17 protein-coding genes are annotated in these 14,443 nt (G+C 44.0%); 10 read left to right on the forward strand and 7 right to left on the reverse strand.

All coding sequences use genetic code 11. The features are described from left to right. Positions 1–154 precede the first annotated feature (154 nt). A complete protein-coding gene (locus Q4519_RS16745; protein ID WP_303514225.1) occupies positions 155–1,540 on the forward strand; it encodes an MBL fold metallo-hydrolase RNA specificity domain-containing protein in 1,386 nt (461 codons plus the stop codon). Positions 1,541–1,597: 57 nt separating this feature from the next. On the opposite strand, the gene Q4519_RS16750 is transcribed toward Q4519_RS16745, so the two are convergent. Continuing rightward, positions 1,598–1,972 carry a hypothetical protein gene (locus Q4519_RS16750; protein WP_303514228.1) on the reverse strand — a complete coding sequence of 125 codons (375 nt, stop codon included), beginning with the start codon at positions 1,970–1,972 and terminating at the stop codon, positions 1,598–1,600. 245 nt (positions 1,973–2,217) lie between these two features. Between Q4519_RS16750 and dusA the strand changes: the two genes are divergently transcribed. The 4 genes from dusA to Q4519_RS22440 all read left to right on the forward strand — a co-directional run bounded on the left by dusA (position 2,218) and on the right by Q4519_RS22440 (position 5,316). Beyond that, positions 2,218–3,210 carry a tRNA dihydrouridine(20/20a) synthase DusA gene (dusA, locus tag Q4519_RS16755; RefSeq protein ID WP_303514229.1) on the forward strand — a complete coding sequence of 331 codons (993 nt, stop codon included), beginning with the start codon at positions 2,218–2,220 and terminating at the stop codon, positions 3,208–3,210. A 511-nt stretch (positions 3,211–3,721) separates the two neighbouring features. After that, a complete protein-coding gene (locus Q4519_RS16760; RefSeq protein ID WP_303514231.1) occupies positions 3,722–4,312 on the forward strand; it encodes a DUF4136 domain-containing protein in 591 nt (196 codons plus the stop codon). A gap of 1 nt (position 4,313) precedes the next feature. Continuing rightward, positions 4,314–4,709 carry a hypothetical protein gene (locus Q4519_RS16765; protein ID WP_232801679.1) on the forward strand — a complete coding sequence of 132 codons (396 nt, stop codon included), beginning with the start codon at positions 4,314–4,316 and terminating at the stop codon, positions 4,707–4,709. Between the two features lie 151 nt (positions 4,710–4,860). Then, positions 4,861–5,316, forward strand: a complete 456-nt coding sequence (locus Q4519_RS22440; protein ID WP_369293058.1) for a transposase — start codon at positions 4,861–4,863, stop codon at positions 5,314–5,316. Positions 5,317–5,489: 173 nt separating this feature from the next. Here the strand turns inward: Q4519_RS22440 and panM are convergent, their stop codons facing one another. Continuing rightward, positions 5,490–5,903, reverse strand: a complete 414-nt coding sequence (gene panM / locus Q4519_RS16770) for an aspartate 1-decarboxylase autocleavage activator PanM (protein ID WP_303514234.1) — start codon at positions 5,901–5,903, stop codon at positions 5,490–5,492. Positions 5,904–6,005: 102 nt separating this feature from the next. Between panM and Q4519_RS16775 the strand changes: the two genes are divergently transcribed. Further along, positions 6,006–6,254, forward strand: coding sequence for a YkgJ family cysteine cluster protein (locus Q4519_RS16775; RefSeq protein WP_232801682.1), 249 nt, complete (start codon positions 6,006–6,008; stop codon positions 6,252–6,254). On the opposite strand, the gene Q4519_RS16780 is transcribed toward Q4519_RS16775, so the two are convergent. Genes Q4519_RS16780 through gpmM form a run of 3 tightly spaced genes read right to left on the reverse strand, consistent with a single transcriptional unit; the run spans position 6,251 to position 9,749 of the window. Continuing rightward, positions 6,251–7,042, reverse strand: a complete 792-nt coding sequence (locus Q4519_RS16780) for a divergent polysaccharide deacetylase family protein (protein WP_232801683.1) — start codon at positions 7,040–7,042, stop codon at positions 6,251–6,253. The two genes, Q4519_RS16775 and Q4519_RS16780, sit on opposite strands and share 4 nt — an antisense overlap. A gap of 1 nt (position 7,043) precedes the next feature. Then, a complete protein-coding gene (locus Q4519_RS16785; RefSeq protein WP_232801684.1) occupies positions 7,044–8,198 on the reverse strand; it encodes a murein hydrolase activator EnvC in 1,155 nt (384 codons plus the stop codon). 24 nt (positions 8,199–8,222) lie between these two features. After that, positions 8,223–9,749: a 2,3-bisphosphoglycerate-independent phosphoglycerate mutase gene (gpmM, locus tag Q4519_RS16790; protein WP_303514239.1), complete on the reverse strand. Its 1,527-nt coding sequence runs from the start codon at positions 9,747–9,749 to the stop codon at positions 8,223–8,225. Positions 9,750–9,987: 238 nt separating this feature from the next. Between gpmM and Q4519_RS16795 the strand changes: the two genes are divergently transcribed. The 3 genes from Q4519_RS16795 (at position 9,988) to gpsA (ending at position 12,078) form a co-directional block, all read left to right on the forward strand. Next, a complete protein-coding gene (locus Q4519_RS16795; protein ID WP_303514241.1) occupies positions 9,988–10,416 on the forward strand; it encodes a rhodanese-like domain-containing protein in 429 nt (142 codons plus the stop codon). Between the two features lie 172 nt (positions 10,417–10,588). Then, positions 10,589–11,071 carry a protein-export chaperone SecB gene (gene secB / locus Q4519_RS16800; protein ID WP_232801789.1) on the forward strand — a complete coding sequence of 161 codons (483 nt, stop codon included), beginning with the start codon at positions 10,589–10,591 and terminating at the stop codon, positions 11,069–11,071. A 5-nt stretch (positions 11,072–11,076) separates the two neighbouring features. Then, positions 11,077–12,078 (forward strand): NAD(P)H-dependent glycerol-3-phosphate dehydrogenase, encoded by a 1,002-nt coding sequence (gpsA, locus tag Q4519_RS16805; RefSeq protein WP_303514243.1) that lies wholly within the window; start codon positions 11,077–11,079, stop codon positions 12,076–12,078. Between the two features lie 73 nt (positions 12,079–12,151). On the opposite strand, the gene nfuA is transcribed toward gpsA, so the two are convergent. Beyond that, positions 12,152–12,733, reverse strand: coding sequence for a Fe-S biogenesis protein NfuA (gene nfuA / locus Q4519_RS16810; RefSeq protein ID WP_303514246.1), 582 nt, complete (start codon positions 12,731–12,733; stop codon positions 12,152–12,154). 92 nt (positions 12,734–12,825) lie between these two features. Continuing rightward, complete coding sequence (locus Q4519_RS16815) at positions 12,826–13,596, reverse strand: ComF family protein (RefSeq protein ID WP_232801689.1); 771 nt, start codon at positions 13,594–13,596, stop codon at positions 12,826–12,828. Between the two features lie 7 nt (positions 13,597–13,603). On the opposite strand from Q4519_RS16815, the gene bioH reads away from it, so the two are divergent. Then, positions 13,604–14,371, forward strand: coding sequence for a pimeloyl-ACP methyl ester esterase BioH (gene bioH / locus Q4519_RS16820; protein WP_303514249.1), 768 nt, complete (start codon positions 13,604–13,606; stop codon positions 14,369–14,371). The last annotated feature ends 72 nt before the right edge of the window (positions 14,372–14,443 follow it).

Here is a 14,443-nt window from a genome sequence, read left to right on the forward strand (position 1 = left end):
TCCCTTGGTAAAGTAATTTTTCGTCGATTTATTTATACCGTATCTCCCGCGTGGGGAGGAGTCCATACATCTCCTACGTGGGGGTAACACGCTTTTGTAGGAGCAGAATTTATTCTGCGAAGCATGCTTTGATACATAGATATATGGAGATTGAATGGATATAAAACATTGGGGCGCGGTTGATGGGGTCACAGGCTCTTGTCATCAGTTGATACTAAATGAACATAACAGCATTTTAATTGATTGCGGTTTGTTTCAAGGGGCTGAAACAGCCGGTAAAGCAGGCGCTGAGTCGTTGGCTATTGAGTTTGACCTCTCAACAGTTAAAGCCCTTGTTGTTACCCATTGCCATATTGATCACGTTGGCCGCATTCCATATTTATTAGCCGCTGGCTTTAATGGCCCCATTTATGCTACCCAAGCTACGGTGGCGATGTTGCCGATGATTTTGCGCGATGCCCTTAAGCTTGGTGTCACACAAGATCAGCGTTTAATCGATGCTTGTATTCGCAAGCTGAAAAGCCAGATGATTGCGGTGGACTATAAAGTTTGGCAACGTTTACCGGTTGATGGTTTGGCTAAGGTGAAGTTTAAGCCAGCTGGGCATATTTTAGGCTCGGCCTATTTAGAGTTTGATTGTGGTAAAGGGAAGCGCGTGGTGTTCTCCGGTGATTTAGGCGCGCCTTACACGCCATTGCTCGCCGCGCCGAAAAGTCCTTATCAAGCCGATGTATTAGTAATTGAAAGTACCTATGGCGATCATTGCCATCAAGGACGTAAAGCGCGCTCTGCTTTATTGAAAACCACCATTGAAAAAGCAGTGGCAGATAACGGTGTGGTGTTGATCCCTGCTTTTAGTATTGGTCGCACTCAAGAGCTGTTATATGAGCTTGAGTCTATCGCTTATGCTGAATCGAAAAAGAACCCCGCGGCCATGTGGGCCAATTTAGAGGTGATTATCGACTCGCCAATGGCGGCAGGCTTTACGGATTTTTATTGTGAGTTTAGCGAGCTTTGGGATGCCGAAGCGCGCCGGAAAACCCAATCTGGTCGTCATCCACTCGACTTTGAAACGTTATATACAGTTAGTAGCCATAAAGAGCACATCCAAGTGCTCAATTATCTTGCCAAGCGCAATAAGCCTGCGGTGGTGATTGCTGCCAGTGGCATGTGTAGCGGTGGTCGTATCGTGAGTTATTTAGAGCAGTTTTTACCCGATGAAAAAGCCGATGTGTTGTTTGTCGGTTATCAAGCCCGTGGCAGTTTAGGGCGTGATATTCAACAATATGGTCCAACGGGCGGTCACGTATTTATTGACGATAAACGCATTGATATTAAAGCTGGCGTACACACTTTAAGTGGTTATTCAGCCCACGCCGATCAAAAAGATTTGCTGAACTTTGTGAAACGGATGCGCAAGCCGCCAAAGCTAATCAAAATTGTGCATGGTGACGAAGAGGCGAAAGCAGAGCTTGCACGTTTGTATCGTGATTTACTGCCTGAGTGTGATGTGGTGATTGCTGGTTATGGCCTTGAGTGATACAAGTAGCTAGCCGAACATAATGCGATTGAGCGCAAAGGCTCAATCGCAGCATCATTATTCTTCTTCGTTAGCGTCTTCCAATAACCATTGGGCTAGCTCGGTTTTCTTTTGTTTGATCACGTCATTCACTTGCTGCTCAAGATCTTCAGCGTTGATGTCCTGTACTGCGGCCAGTGGCTCACCAATGGTTTGCTCAACCACTCCGTCAATATGCTCAAGGGCAGCTTGCTTGCCTTCTTCAATTGAGTTGACGTCTAGCTCTTTTTTCGCTTCGAGTAATTCGTCAACGTTAATGCCTGTACTTTCTTCTAATAAGCTTTTACTCGCCGCTTTGGCTTCTTTTTTTGTTTCTTCATACGCTTCTGAGATTGGCCCACATCCCGCTAATAAGGTGAAAGAAAAGGCAGCTATGATAGGTAATGCTTTCATATTATGGGTCCTTCTAATTAAGAATGTGTGACATAAAATGTCATGATGACTATACCTAATATTTATTAATTAGCTACAGAATATCGAGACTTGATAGCTTAATTTTTTATCAACTTGGCTTGCAGTCAGGTGATGAATTTGAAGCCATGACAGTGGAGCGCTATAATCGGCGCTGTTTTTAAATGCGCCGCTAACTCATCGTGCGTTATATTTCCATCCTATTGTTATTTAAGGAATATGTAGTCATGTCGCACAATGTGTCGCACCTTCAGCGTTTCTCCGTTGCCCCGATGTTAGATTGGACGGATCGTCATTGTCGCTACTTTCATCGCTTGATGTCACAGCACACTTTGCTTTATACCGAAATGGTGACAACGGGCGCGATCTTGTTTGGTAAGGGCGATTACTTGGCATTTAACGAAGAAGAGCAACCCGTTTCATTGCAGCTCGGAGGTAGTGATCCGAAGGCGTTAGCTGAGTGCGCAAAAATTGCCCAGCAACGTGGTTATAATGAAATTAATTTGAATGTAGGTTGCCCCTCAGATCGGGTGCAAAGCGGTCGTTTTGGTGCGTGCTTAATGGCTGAGCCAGCGCTGGTGGCGGATGCCGTTAAAGCGATGCAAGACGCCTGTGATTTACCTGTTACGGTGAAAACACGCATTGGTATTGACGAACAAGATAGCTATGCCTTTTTAACCACGTTTATTGATCAAGTGGCGCAGGCTGGCTGTGATACTTTCATTGTGCATGCGCGCAAGGCATGGTTGAGCGGCTTAAGTCCAAAAGAAAATCGCGATATTCCGCCGCTGGATTACGAGCGTGTGTATCAGCTTAAACAGGATTTTCCTGAGCTGGTGATTGCCATTAACGGTGGCATAAAAACTTATGAGCAATGTGATGAGCATTTACAGCATTTAGATGGGGTGATGTTAGGCCGTGAAGTGTATAGCAATCCTTATTTGTTGGCTGAGGTTGACCAACGTTATTTTGGTTCGACGCGCCCTGTGCTGAGCCGCGTTGAAGTGATTGAAGCGATGTTTCCGTATGTTGAAAAGCATTTGGCATCGGGGGCTAAGCTGTCTCACGTTACGCGCCACATGTTGGGCATGTTTCAAGGCTTGCCCAATGGCCGTGCTTATCGCCGTCATTTAAGTGAGCGGTCACCGCGGGGGGATGCGACGTTAAAAGTGCTAGAAGATGCGCTAAAACTGGTGAGGGAGTTTACGCCTGCAGAATAAATGTGAATAACAAAGTGCTTGTTTAGATTATTTTTGAACAAGCACTTGCTGTAAAAGTCAGGCCTTTTATTTTTAATAATTAAGGTCAAGTTGTTAGTGGTTGTTTTTATTTCCTTTCTATTTATTGCTACGACTTTGGTTGTAATGCTGAGCGCTGTTGGCTTTTCTTCCGATATTCAATATAACGTTTTCAACTAAATACATGGTTTTTGCTTCTACGACTTTAGTCTAATATGTCGCTACTTTTTAATAACAGCGACGTGTTTCAAGTGGGTAGTAAAATGGCCAAATTAGCCTTAGTTAGAGTGATGTTTGGGTTAACAACGTTATTAGGTTTTCATGTTAGTGCTTTGTACTTTTTTTTGGCGCTGCTTATTTACTGCACCCATCACCGTGAAGTGTTTGGCTGGTAGGGTAGGTCTGTCTCACGCTTTTCGGCTTTAATTTTAAGCATCTCGTGTTATATTCTTTTTAGATTTATGCGGTTAGCGTATTTAAAAAGGATAAGTGTGTGTTGAGAAAAATTTCAAGTTATTTATTACTCCCCGTACTTGTAGTGCTGTCTGCTTGCTCTAAAGATGAGCCGGTGACAGAGCAAGCTGTCGAGAAACCGATGCAGCGCACTACGATAGTAAGCGATGCAACACCTGGTCAAACTATTCCTGCGTCTAAAACTTACACTTTTGTTGACGCGGTGAATGTGGTGATTGAAGACTCCCGCTTGGATAGCACAGCTGTGCAAGGTGAGCTTCGCAATGCGATAGCTTCGGTAATGCAGGCAAAGGGCTATGGCTATGAGCCTAATGTGGCGAAAGCTGATTTGGTTATGGGCTTTTTGTTCTCTCTTGAATCTGGGTTACCGGACGCTGAGTTGATTAAAATATTTGGTTTGTCGCCAGGACTAATGAGTATTAACAGTGATGGCCGTTATGAGAAAGCGACGCTAGTGCTCGGCGCGATGTCTAGTGACACCAAGCAAGTTTATTGGAAAACCATGTTGCAGGGTTTTGCTGATTTTGAACGACCACGTGATGAGGCGACGAAACGCGCTGATCGTCTAGTGGGTGAAATGCTGGCTAATATTCCAACGGCGGAGCAATAATATGCGTGGTGCAGGTGGCAGTGAAGGTGGCGTTGGCCAGTTTTTTATTGGTTTGATTATGATGGTTGCTGGTGGCTATTTGTTACTTAATGCCATTATGGTGACTAATCATTTTCATATGGGTTATAGCTTATACCGAGTTGGCGGGTTTTCATTAACCAGCGGCATGGTCATGGTGCCTTTTATTTTTGGTGTTGGCTTGGTGTTTTATAACAGCCGAAATATTTTAGGCTGGATTTTGGCTATTGGCGCGTTAGTGATGCTGATATTCGGCGTGATCACGTCCATTAATTTTCAATTACGTCATATGTCAGCATTCGATTTAATTGTGATTTTGGTGTTGTTGGTTGGCGGTATCGGGTTGTTTTTACGCTCGTTAAGAAATTTGAGTAGTTAGGCTTTAATATCACATCACGTTTATTTTTGGTTAATTCGCCGAGCAAGCTCAGCTCCTACGTGAACGATTTTATCGAGTAGGAGCAGAACTTGTTCTGCGAACAAGGACAGTTTAACTATAATTAGAAGATGATTACTGTCGCGATATTGCTATGAATTATCATGCTAACCATCTGCGCTTTGGTCGCGTTTCACAAGCAAACCAAGCATATTCTCTTACATCAACCACGTTTCAGCGTCGGCCTATTTTTCATTCGTTTAGCTCTGCGAGGTTGTTGATAAATTCAATGGCGAAAGCCGATCATGAACGATTGTGTTCAACGTTAGCTTTTGTTGCCATGCCTGACCATTTTCACTGTGTTATTCAGTTGGCTGATTTAAGCACACTTAGTCAGTTAGTTGGTAGGGTGAAGCGGGAAACTAGCTATCTTTTGCATCAGCGAGGCTTATGCAGGGGAAGTATTTGGCAGCATGGGTTTTACGATCACGCGATTCGCAATGAGAATGATCTTTTACCAATTTGTCGATATGTGGTGGCGAATCCACTTCGCGCAGGGCTGGTTAAGAGTGTGAAGGATTATCCATATTGGGATTGCGTTTATTTGTAGGTTTGTTCGTCGAGCGAGCTCGGCTCCTACGTGGGAGGTGTTAACGACTATGGATTTAATTTGTGGTGAATTCGCCGAGCAAGCTCGACTCCTACGTGAACTATTTTATCGCGTAGGAGCAGAACTTGTTCTGCGAATGGTCTCTAGTAATGATTTAAATAGCGTTATTTCAATTATAAGGCTTTACACCACTTTCCATTTTGCTCTTCATATCCCATTGCTACTAAAAAGCCACTAAAGGGTTGCTCTTGTTCATTTAGGGTTGTCACTACTGTGGTCGCTCCCTGCGCTTTGGCGATTAATTCTAATTGGGTTAATAAATACTTGCCGACACCGCGTCGTCGGGTTAAATCTCTAACCGTGAAATGGCTTAAATTTGTGGTGCTTCCCACTATATTCAGCAATGCAGCTGCGATATGGCGTTCATTGAACATGGCGACATATAGGCTTGGTTGCTGTTGTTCAATTAATGAATTTAGTGCGGCATCCGTGAGCTGGTTTTGCGGCCAAACAGAGGCGTAAATTTTTTTTAAATCAATCAGTAATTGAGACTCGACTTGCTGCGGATGAAAAACGCTTAAGCGCATGTTGGCTCCTAAGAAATGACAAGCGGTATGCTTATGACGATATGCAGGTTAGAATTGCCCGCTATTATAAAAGGTTCGCTGGCTAGGACAAAGGGGTTGTTGATGGAATGTCGCTTAGGGTGCGGCGCTTGTTGTATTGCGCCAAGTATTAGCTCCTCTATTCCTGGGATGGAGCAGGGCAAACCAGCGGGTGTCCGCTGTGTTCAGCTTAATGAGCAGAACTTATGTCGTTTGTTTGGTAAACCTGAGCGTCCCAAGGTATGCGTTGATTTTAAGCCTTGTGCTTCAGTATGTGGTAGCACTAACCAGCAGGCAATGACCAATATTGATGAGTTAGAAAGGTTGACTTAATTAACCGCGTCACTGCCGTTTTCATTAGCCGTTTTGGCTATTGCTGCCTCAGCAAGGGGCATGAGTTCAGTAATATTTACTAAATTAACTGGGGCGATAGGCTGACTAAGCCTTTGCTGTAAAAAGCTTAACGTTTCTGGGTAAGGGTGGCCAATAATGACCACATCGCGTCCTGATCTGGCAAGTTTTAAGGCGAGATTAAATTGCTTTTCAATGGCCGCTCGGCTGCGCAAATTATCTAAAAAAACATGACGACGCAGTACTGGCACGCCTAATGACTGGGCAGTACTTTCGGCTAGGGTATTTTTACTGGTTCGGCTATCGAGAAAAAATAATTCATGATGGCGCAAGGTTTCCATCGTCCAGCGCATTTGTTCGGCCATGGTAGTCAGTTTACTGCCCATGTGATTATTCATGCCTTGAATGAAAGGCAAAGCGATAATAGCTTGCTCTAGTTTATGTTTTAGCTCTTGCTCACTCATATCTGCGCGCAGCGCTCCAGGGCCAAGCAACTGATTATTGGCCACTGCTTCCATTGGGATATGCAGTAACATATCTCGGTTTTGTGCCCATGCTTGCTGGCCTATAGTGAGCGCTTGTGGGGTAAAAGGAAGCAGAGAAAAGGCAACTTCACTCGGTAGCTTAAGGGCTTGAAAGTCATGCTCGCTATTGCCTATATCATCAATGATGATAGCTAGATTGGCGGCATTACAAGGTATTGATAGCATTAATAAAAATACGCTCAATAACCGTAATACTACGGTCGCTTTGCGCTGGTGTAAGGGCATATTATTTTCTGCTTAACCATTTCCGTGGATCTTGCGGTTTGCCTTGATAACGAATTTCAAAGTACAAACCACTGCGTTTTTGTCCGCCACTGCGTCCTGCAAGGGCGATCACTTCATCATTTCTTACGGTTTCACCTACGCTTTTTAATAAGGCTTGATTATGGCCATAAAGACTCATAAAGCCTTTGCCATGATCGATAACCATCACCATGCCGTAGCCCTTTAAATATTCAGAGTAGACGACTTGGCCATGAGATAAAGCTTTTATTTCAGCGCCTTCTTTTGCTGCAATAAGCATGCCTTTCCAGCGCAACTGACCACTGCGATGACCACCGAAGCGATGTAATACGCGACCTTTTATTGGCCAGCTTAGTTTACCCTTGTAGTTTTGCAGGCCATCAAGCACTGGCTTTTTAATGTTATCTAGCTCTTGTTCGATTTTTTGTTGCTCGATACTTTCGGCTAGTTGTTTCGATAGATGTTTTTCGGCATCTTCTAATTGTTTGATTTGCTGCTGTTCTGAGGTGATCGTTTTATTTAAGGCGGCCATCGCATCTTCACGACCCGCTTGTTGTGCCGTCAATCTTTTCTGTTGCTCAGCATGATCCAGCTTGAGTCTGGTCAGTTGCTCAATTTTAGCGGTTTGTTGCCGTTGGTTTTCATTAAGATCGGCTAAGGTGTTCTGCATTTTTTGCAGGCTCTTAATGCGCGCTTTGTTCAAGTACTGATAATAGCTAATTGCTCTGTCTATTTTTGTTGGATCTTCTTGATTAAGCAGAACTTTTAAATAATCGTGCTGACCGGTTCGATAAGCGCTGGCAATTTGATTAGCTAATAGCTTTTGTTGTTTCTGTCTATTTTGTTCTAATTTTTCAGCGGAGATCTTGAGCTTGTCGAGAGTTTTTTGTGCTTCACGGGTGGCTTCAGCGTTGATCTGCAATTTACCGGCAAATTTGGCGATTTCTTTTTCGGCACTCTCTAGCTCTTGTTGCAGTCGTGCGATGGCTTTATTCTGTTTTTGGATATTTTCTTGGTGGGATTTTATTTGCTGTTTTACATTGTCCAGCTCAGATTGCTCGGCATAGGCTAAGTTAAAAAATGAAAAAAGCAAAACAGCGGCGATAACGCCGGCCATTTTGCTTATTTGCTTAAACAATTCATTCCCCTTCATGGGGAAAGATTATTTCAAAATCATCAGAGGCTTACCAGTCATTTCAGCTGGAATTTCCATGCCCATCAAATTTAGCATGGTTGGTGCTAAGTCACTTAGCTTACCATCTTCTAATGCCGTTGCTTCACGGCCTACGTAGATAAGTGGCACAGGCAGATTGGTGTGTGCAGTGTGCACGCCACCTGTTTCTGGGTCGATCATTTGCTCTGCATTACCGTGGTCTGCGGTGATTAAACATTCGCCGCCGACTTCTTTTAATGCCGCAACAACTTCACCGATACTGCTGTCTACGGCTTCACAAGCTTTAACTGCTGCCTCGTAAACACCAGTGTGGCCTACCATGTCGCCATTTGGATAGTTACAAATGATGACGTCGTATTTATCGCTCTTAATTGCGCCAACTAGCTTTTCAGTGAGTTCAGCAGAGCTCATTTCTGGCTGTAGGTCGTAAGTTGCCACTGCTGGAGAAGAAATTAATGAACGCTCTTCGCCCTTAAATTCTGCTTCTACGCCGCCGTTGAAGAAAAAGGTAACGTGGGCATATTTTTCAGTTTCAGAAATACGCAGTTGCGTTTTACCGTGATCAGATAACCATTCACCTAGGGTGTTCGTCAGTGATTCTGATGGATAAGCACAAGCCGTATCAATATCGGCTGCGTATTCAGTGATCATCACAAAATCAGCCAGTTTTGGTTCCACTTGACGATTAAAGCCAGCAAAGTCTGCATCGGTAAATGAACGGGTAATTTCACGCGCACGGTCAGCGCGGAAGTTCATGAAAATAACCGAGTCACCATCTTCAATAGGAGCTGCTTCACCGATGACAGTTGCTTTCACGAATTCATCGTTTTCTTCACGAGCGTAAGCTGCTGCTAATGCGTCTGTGGCGCTGTCGTATTGATATTCAGCCTGGCTTTGCGCTAGTAGGTTGTAGGCTTGTTCAACACGATCCCAGCGGTTGTCGCGATCCATTGCAAAGTAACGACCAATTACAGTCGCAAAACGGCCTTTGCCTAAGGCTTTGAATTTTTCTTCAAATAATTCGATTGAACCTTGAGCGCTACGTGGTGGTGTGTCACGGCCATCAGTGATTGCGTGTAGGTAGATTTTTTCTGCACCACGTTTAGCAGCAAGTTCAACAGCTGCAAGCATGTGATCTTCGTGGCTGTGAACGCCGCCTGGAGAAAGTAGGCCCATGATGTGAACCGCTTTACCCGCGTTAGTCGCTTTATCAATTGCGCTCGTTAATACTGGGTTTTCATCAAACGTACCGTCAAGGATGTCTTTGGTGATGCGGGTTAAGTTTTGGTAAACCACGCGGCCCGCACCGATATTGGTGTGACCCACTTCAGAGTTACCCATTTGACCATCAGGTAAGCCCACGTCCATGCCTGAAGCAGAGATTAGGGTATTGGCATATTCTTTACATAGACCGTCAAGTACTGGTGTATTAGCATTTGATACTGCGTTGTCTGGCATATCTGCACGATATCCCCAACCATCCATAATGATAAGTACTAAGGGCTTCTTAGCCATATGTTGAACCTCTTTTGGTTAGATTTGTTAAAACAAAATTAGCGTAATTTTACTACATTTAGATGCTATGTTGTAGATCTCGCTCAATCCTTTCGTATTATTTCAGACCTTTTCTCCTTGTTTTGCTCACTTTTATCACTGCACGAGAAAAAGTATCGCATTTCGGTTTTGGCAAGGCTGATCTTCTGGCTCGGCACAGGTATACTCAGCTTTTTTCAAGCTAACGAAGTAATACATTATGCAAGAATATATGGATTTTGCGGCCGCTAACCCAATGTTGGTTATTGCGTGGTTTGGTTTAGCGGGGGCGTTAATTTTTACCACAGTAAAGAGCCGTTTTTCAGCTGTTACCAATGTGACCCATCAGCAAGCAACGTTGATGATGAACAAAGAAGATGCCGTGATTATTGACGTGCGTAGCTTAGATGAATTCAAAAAAGGCCACATTGTTGGTGCAAAACATTTAACTGAGTCACAAATTAACGCAGGAACCTTCACCGGTGTTGAAAATCTAAAAGAGAGCCCCATTATAGTGGTATGTGCCACGGGAATGCGCTCTTCTGGAGCTGCCAATAAACTTGTTAAAGCAGGTTTTACGCAAGTGAGTAACTTGACGGGCGGTATAGCGGAATGGAAAAACGCCAACCTGCCACTAACAAAGAAATAATCGTCGCCTAGTTATTATCAGTAGGTTCAGCTCTTTTGAGCTAAGCTCTGACACTATTTTTTGCGGCGTTGTCATTCATATAAGTGCAAGCGGAATGCATTATTTTAAATGATATGGTTTTTTATTCGGGGGAATCCCCCCTTTGCAGTTTTTTATTATTAAGGATTTTAAGATGGCCGAAGAACAACAAAATGCGCAAGAGCAACAACAAATTGATTTCAACATCCAGCGCATCTTTCTAAAAGATATCTCTTTTGAATGCCCTAACTCTCCAGCAGTATTCCAAAAAGAATGGCAGCCAGAAGTTAAACTTGATTTAGATACTAAAAGCGCAAAACTAGCTGATAATGTTTTTGAAGTAGTACTATCTTTAACAGTAACAGCAACAATCGCGGGCGAAACGGCTTTCCTATGTGAAGTGCAGCAAGCAGGTATTTTCACTGTTGGTGAAATGCCGGATCCACAGCTTGCACATTGTTTAGGTGCATTTTGTCCAAACATTCTTTTCCCGTATGCGCGCGAAGCAGTAACGAGCATGGTTACACGTGGTACTTTCCCACAACTTAACCTTGCGCCAGTTAACTTTGACGCACTTTTCGCCCAAGCTATGCAACAACGTGCAGCTGAAGCGCAGCCGGAACAACTGGATTCATAATATTTATGGCTAAATCTGCAGCCATTTCTGTATTGGGGGCGGGGTCTTATGGCACCGCCCTTGCTATTTCTTTAGCCAGAAATGGACATCAAACTTTGCTATGGGGGCATGAGCCTGATCACATGGCAAAGCTTAAGCAAGAGCGTTGCAATCAAGCGTTTTTACCCGATTGCCCCTTCCCTGAAACCTTAAATATTGAAGCCGATTTGGCAACTTGTGTGGCTGCGTCGCGTAATATTTTACTTGTGGTACCAAGTCATGCTTTTGGCATTGTATTAAAGCAAATAAAGCCGCTATTAACGCCTGAGCACCGTGTGGTATGGGCGACTAAAGGCCTTGATCCAGACACCGGCAGGTTACTTCAAGACGTCGCTATTGATGTATTGGGTCGCGATATTTCCCTTGCTGTGATTTCAGGGCCAACCTTTGCTAAAGAATTAGCGGCCGGTTTGCCTACGGCAATCTCGTTATCTTCTACTGATCCCGTATTTGTTAACGATTTATCTGATCTGTTACACAGTGAACATTTTCGCGTTTATACCAATGAAGACTTTATTGGTGTGCAATTAGGTGGTGCAGTGAAGAACGTCATTGCTATTGGCGCCGGCTTGGCCGATGGCTTGGGTTTTGGTGCCAACGCCAGAACCGCTTTGATTACCCGTGGTTTGGCCGAGCTAACTCGGCTTGGTGCAGCATTAAATGCCGATCCTAAAACCTTTATGGGCATGGCGGGGTTGGGCGATTTAGTGCTGACATGTACCGATAATCAATCGCGAAATCGACGCTTTGGTTTAGCGTTAGGCCGTGGTTTATCGATGGCCGATGCGCAAACTGAAATTGGTCAAGTGGTTGAGGGTTATCGCAACACAAAAGAAGTGTTTATGTTGTCGCAGCGGCTAAATGTAGAGATGCCAATAACCGAGCAAATATACCAAGTATTATACCAAGGCAAAGACCCAAAAGCGGCAGCGATTGCTTTATTAGCACGCAGTAAAAAAGATGAATAATGTTTTTTAGCTTTGCCTCTGAGCATAAAAAAACCGCTTATTGTTAAGCGGTTTTTTTTAGTCAAAAGTAAGCTTACTTATAGTAAGAATGCTCGCCACTTTCATGGTCGGTAATGTCACGAACACCTTTTAGCTCACCTTCAAAGGTGACTAGCATTTGTTTTTCAATGCCGTCTTTTAAGGTGACGTCAACCATTGAGCAGCCATTACAACCACCACCAAACTGGACGATAGCAAAGCCATCTTCGGTGATTTCGATTAGTTTTACATTACCGCCATGACTTGCTAGGTCTGGATTCACTTCCGATTGAATAAAATATTCAATTCGCTCGATCAACGGTGCATCATCTGCAACACGTTTCATTTTCGCGTTAGGTGCTTTTAGTGTTAACTGAGTGCCAGTTTCTTCCGTTACTAAATCGATGGTAGCGTCTTCTAAAAACGGTGCACTGACTTCATCAACTAAAGCATCAAAACCCTCAAAAGGTAAGAACACATCGGTGCGTTCAACCGCTTCAGGTGGGCAATAAGAAACACCACATTCAGCGTTAGGCGTGCCAGGGTTAACTACAAATACGCGAATATTGGTGCCTTCTGGCTGCGAGCTTAGCAGCTTTACAAAGTGTTGCTGCGCGTCACTGGAAATACTAATCATCACTATCCTCAAAAAACCTGACTAAATCACTCAGGCATTATAGCGTCAATAACAGGGTATTTAGTATCAAAAAAAGCACATTTGTGACGATTTTATGGCCTTGTGGTGGGCGTCCGGCAAATACACCAGATTTCAATTTGACTAACACCGGCCTTTTGTAGCTCTTTACACAAACTATCTACAGTGGCGCCAGTGGTGACGATATCATCGATAATGGCAACATGGTTCAGTTGTGCTGGTAGTGCAGTTACTTTGAAAGCTTGTTGCATATTCCGCTTGCGTTGTTTGACATTGAGTTGTGTTTGGCTGGTGGTATTTTTAACTCTTTTTACCCAGTTTGATTGGCATGGGAGGTTTAACGTTTTAGCGCAATGCTCGGCAATCAATTGAGCTTGATTAAAACCACGTTGTCGCTCTTTGCGGGGATGAAGGGGGATTGGCAGCAAGGCTTGGGGTAAAGTTATATTAGCGGAGCTTGCTGTATATGCGCTGATTTTTTCAGCCATTAATTGGCCAAGAATATAGCTGTAGATGCTCTGTTTTTGGTATTTGAGGTGATAGATCAACTGATTGAGTGGGGGCTGAAATAAGCCACATGCATGTAATGACGAAAATTTGGGTGGTTTGCGGATACATTGGCCACACATGGATTCAGTGCTAGTGAGAGGTAGACCACAGCGTAAGCAATGTGGGTAAGTTTGTTTTAGGTCTTGATAGCAGGTGTGACAAACAAGGCCTGTTGTAATGCCTTGTTGGCAAAGTAAGCAGCTTAATGGCAATAGACGCTGGGCGTATTGGCTAAGCTTCTTTCTTGCAAGTGTTAATGCATGGGGTAACATGGAGGCTTTTTGAAGACTGAGCATAGGCACCATGACAAAAAAACTGAATATAACCAGTGTAGGACAAGGACGTGACCTTGTGTTGTTACACGGTTGGGGGTTAAACAGCGCGGCGTGGCAGGGCGTGCTACCACTACTTGAAAGCTATTTTACGGTGCACTTAATTGACTTACCGGGCTTTGGTGACAGTGAGCCTTTTGCGCTTCATACATTGCAGAATATGGCGCAAGCGGTGCTAGATAAAGCGCCAACTGAAGCTGTTTGGGTGGGATGGTCTTTAGGTGGCTTAGTTGCTACACAAGCTGCGTTGATGGCTCCTGACAGAATAAGGCGTTTAGTAACTGTGGCCTCAAATCCTAAATTTTCACAAGACCAAGATTGGCCGGGTATTCAACCTAAGGTACTGCAGCAATTTATTGACTCATTATCGGGCGATTTCAAAACCACTATTGAACGTTTTTTGGCCATTCAAGCGATGGGCAGTGAATCGGCAAGGCAGGATATAAAAGCGTTGAAAAGTTGGTTGGCAGAAAAACCGTTACCCGCTCCTAAGGCATTAGCAGATGGCCTGGCAATTTTGCAGCAAGATGATTTACGAAGCCAACTAAAGACACTAGAGATGCCTTTTTTGGCGATGTTCGGTAAATTAGATCGCTTAGTTCCGATTGAGGTTGCACACCAAGTGACATTATTAGCGCCGGACAGCGAAATCTATGTCTTTGAAAAAGCATCACATGCGCCGTTCGTGACCGACAAAGAACAGTTTTCCGCTCAGCTTATTCACTTTTGTTTGGTATAAATAAGCAATTGCTGCTGTAAAAATGAACAATTTTGAGCGATAATTAGCTTAGTTACTGGGCGAGAATTTAGC

It is taken from the genome of Motilimonas sp. 1_MG-2023, from assembly GCF_030547455.1.
GTDB lineage: Bacteria > Pseudomonadota > Gammaproteobacteria > Enterobacterales > CBDFNC01 > Motilimonas.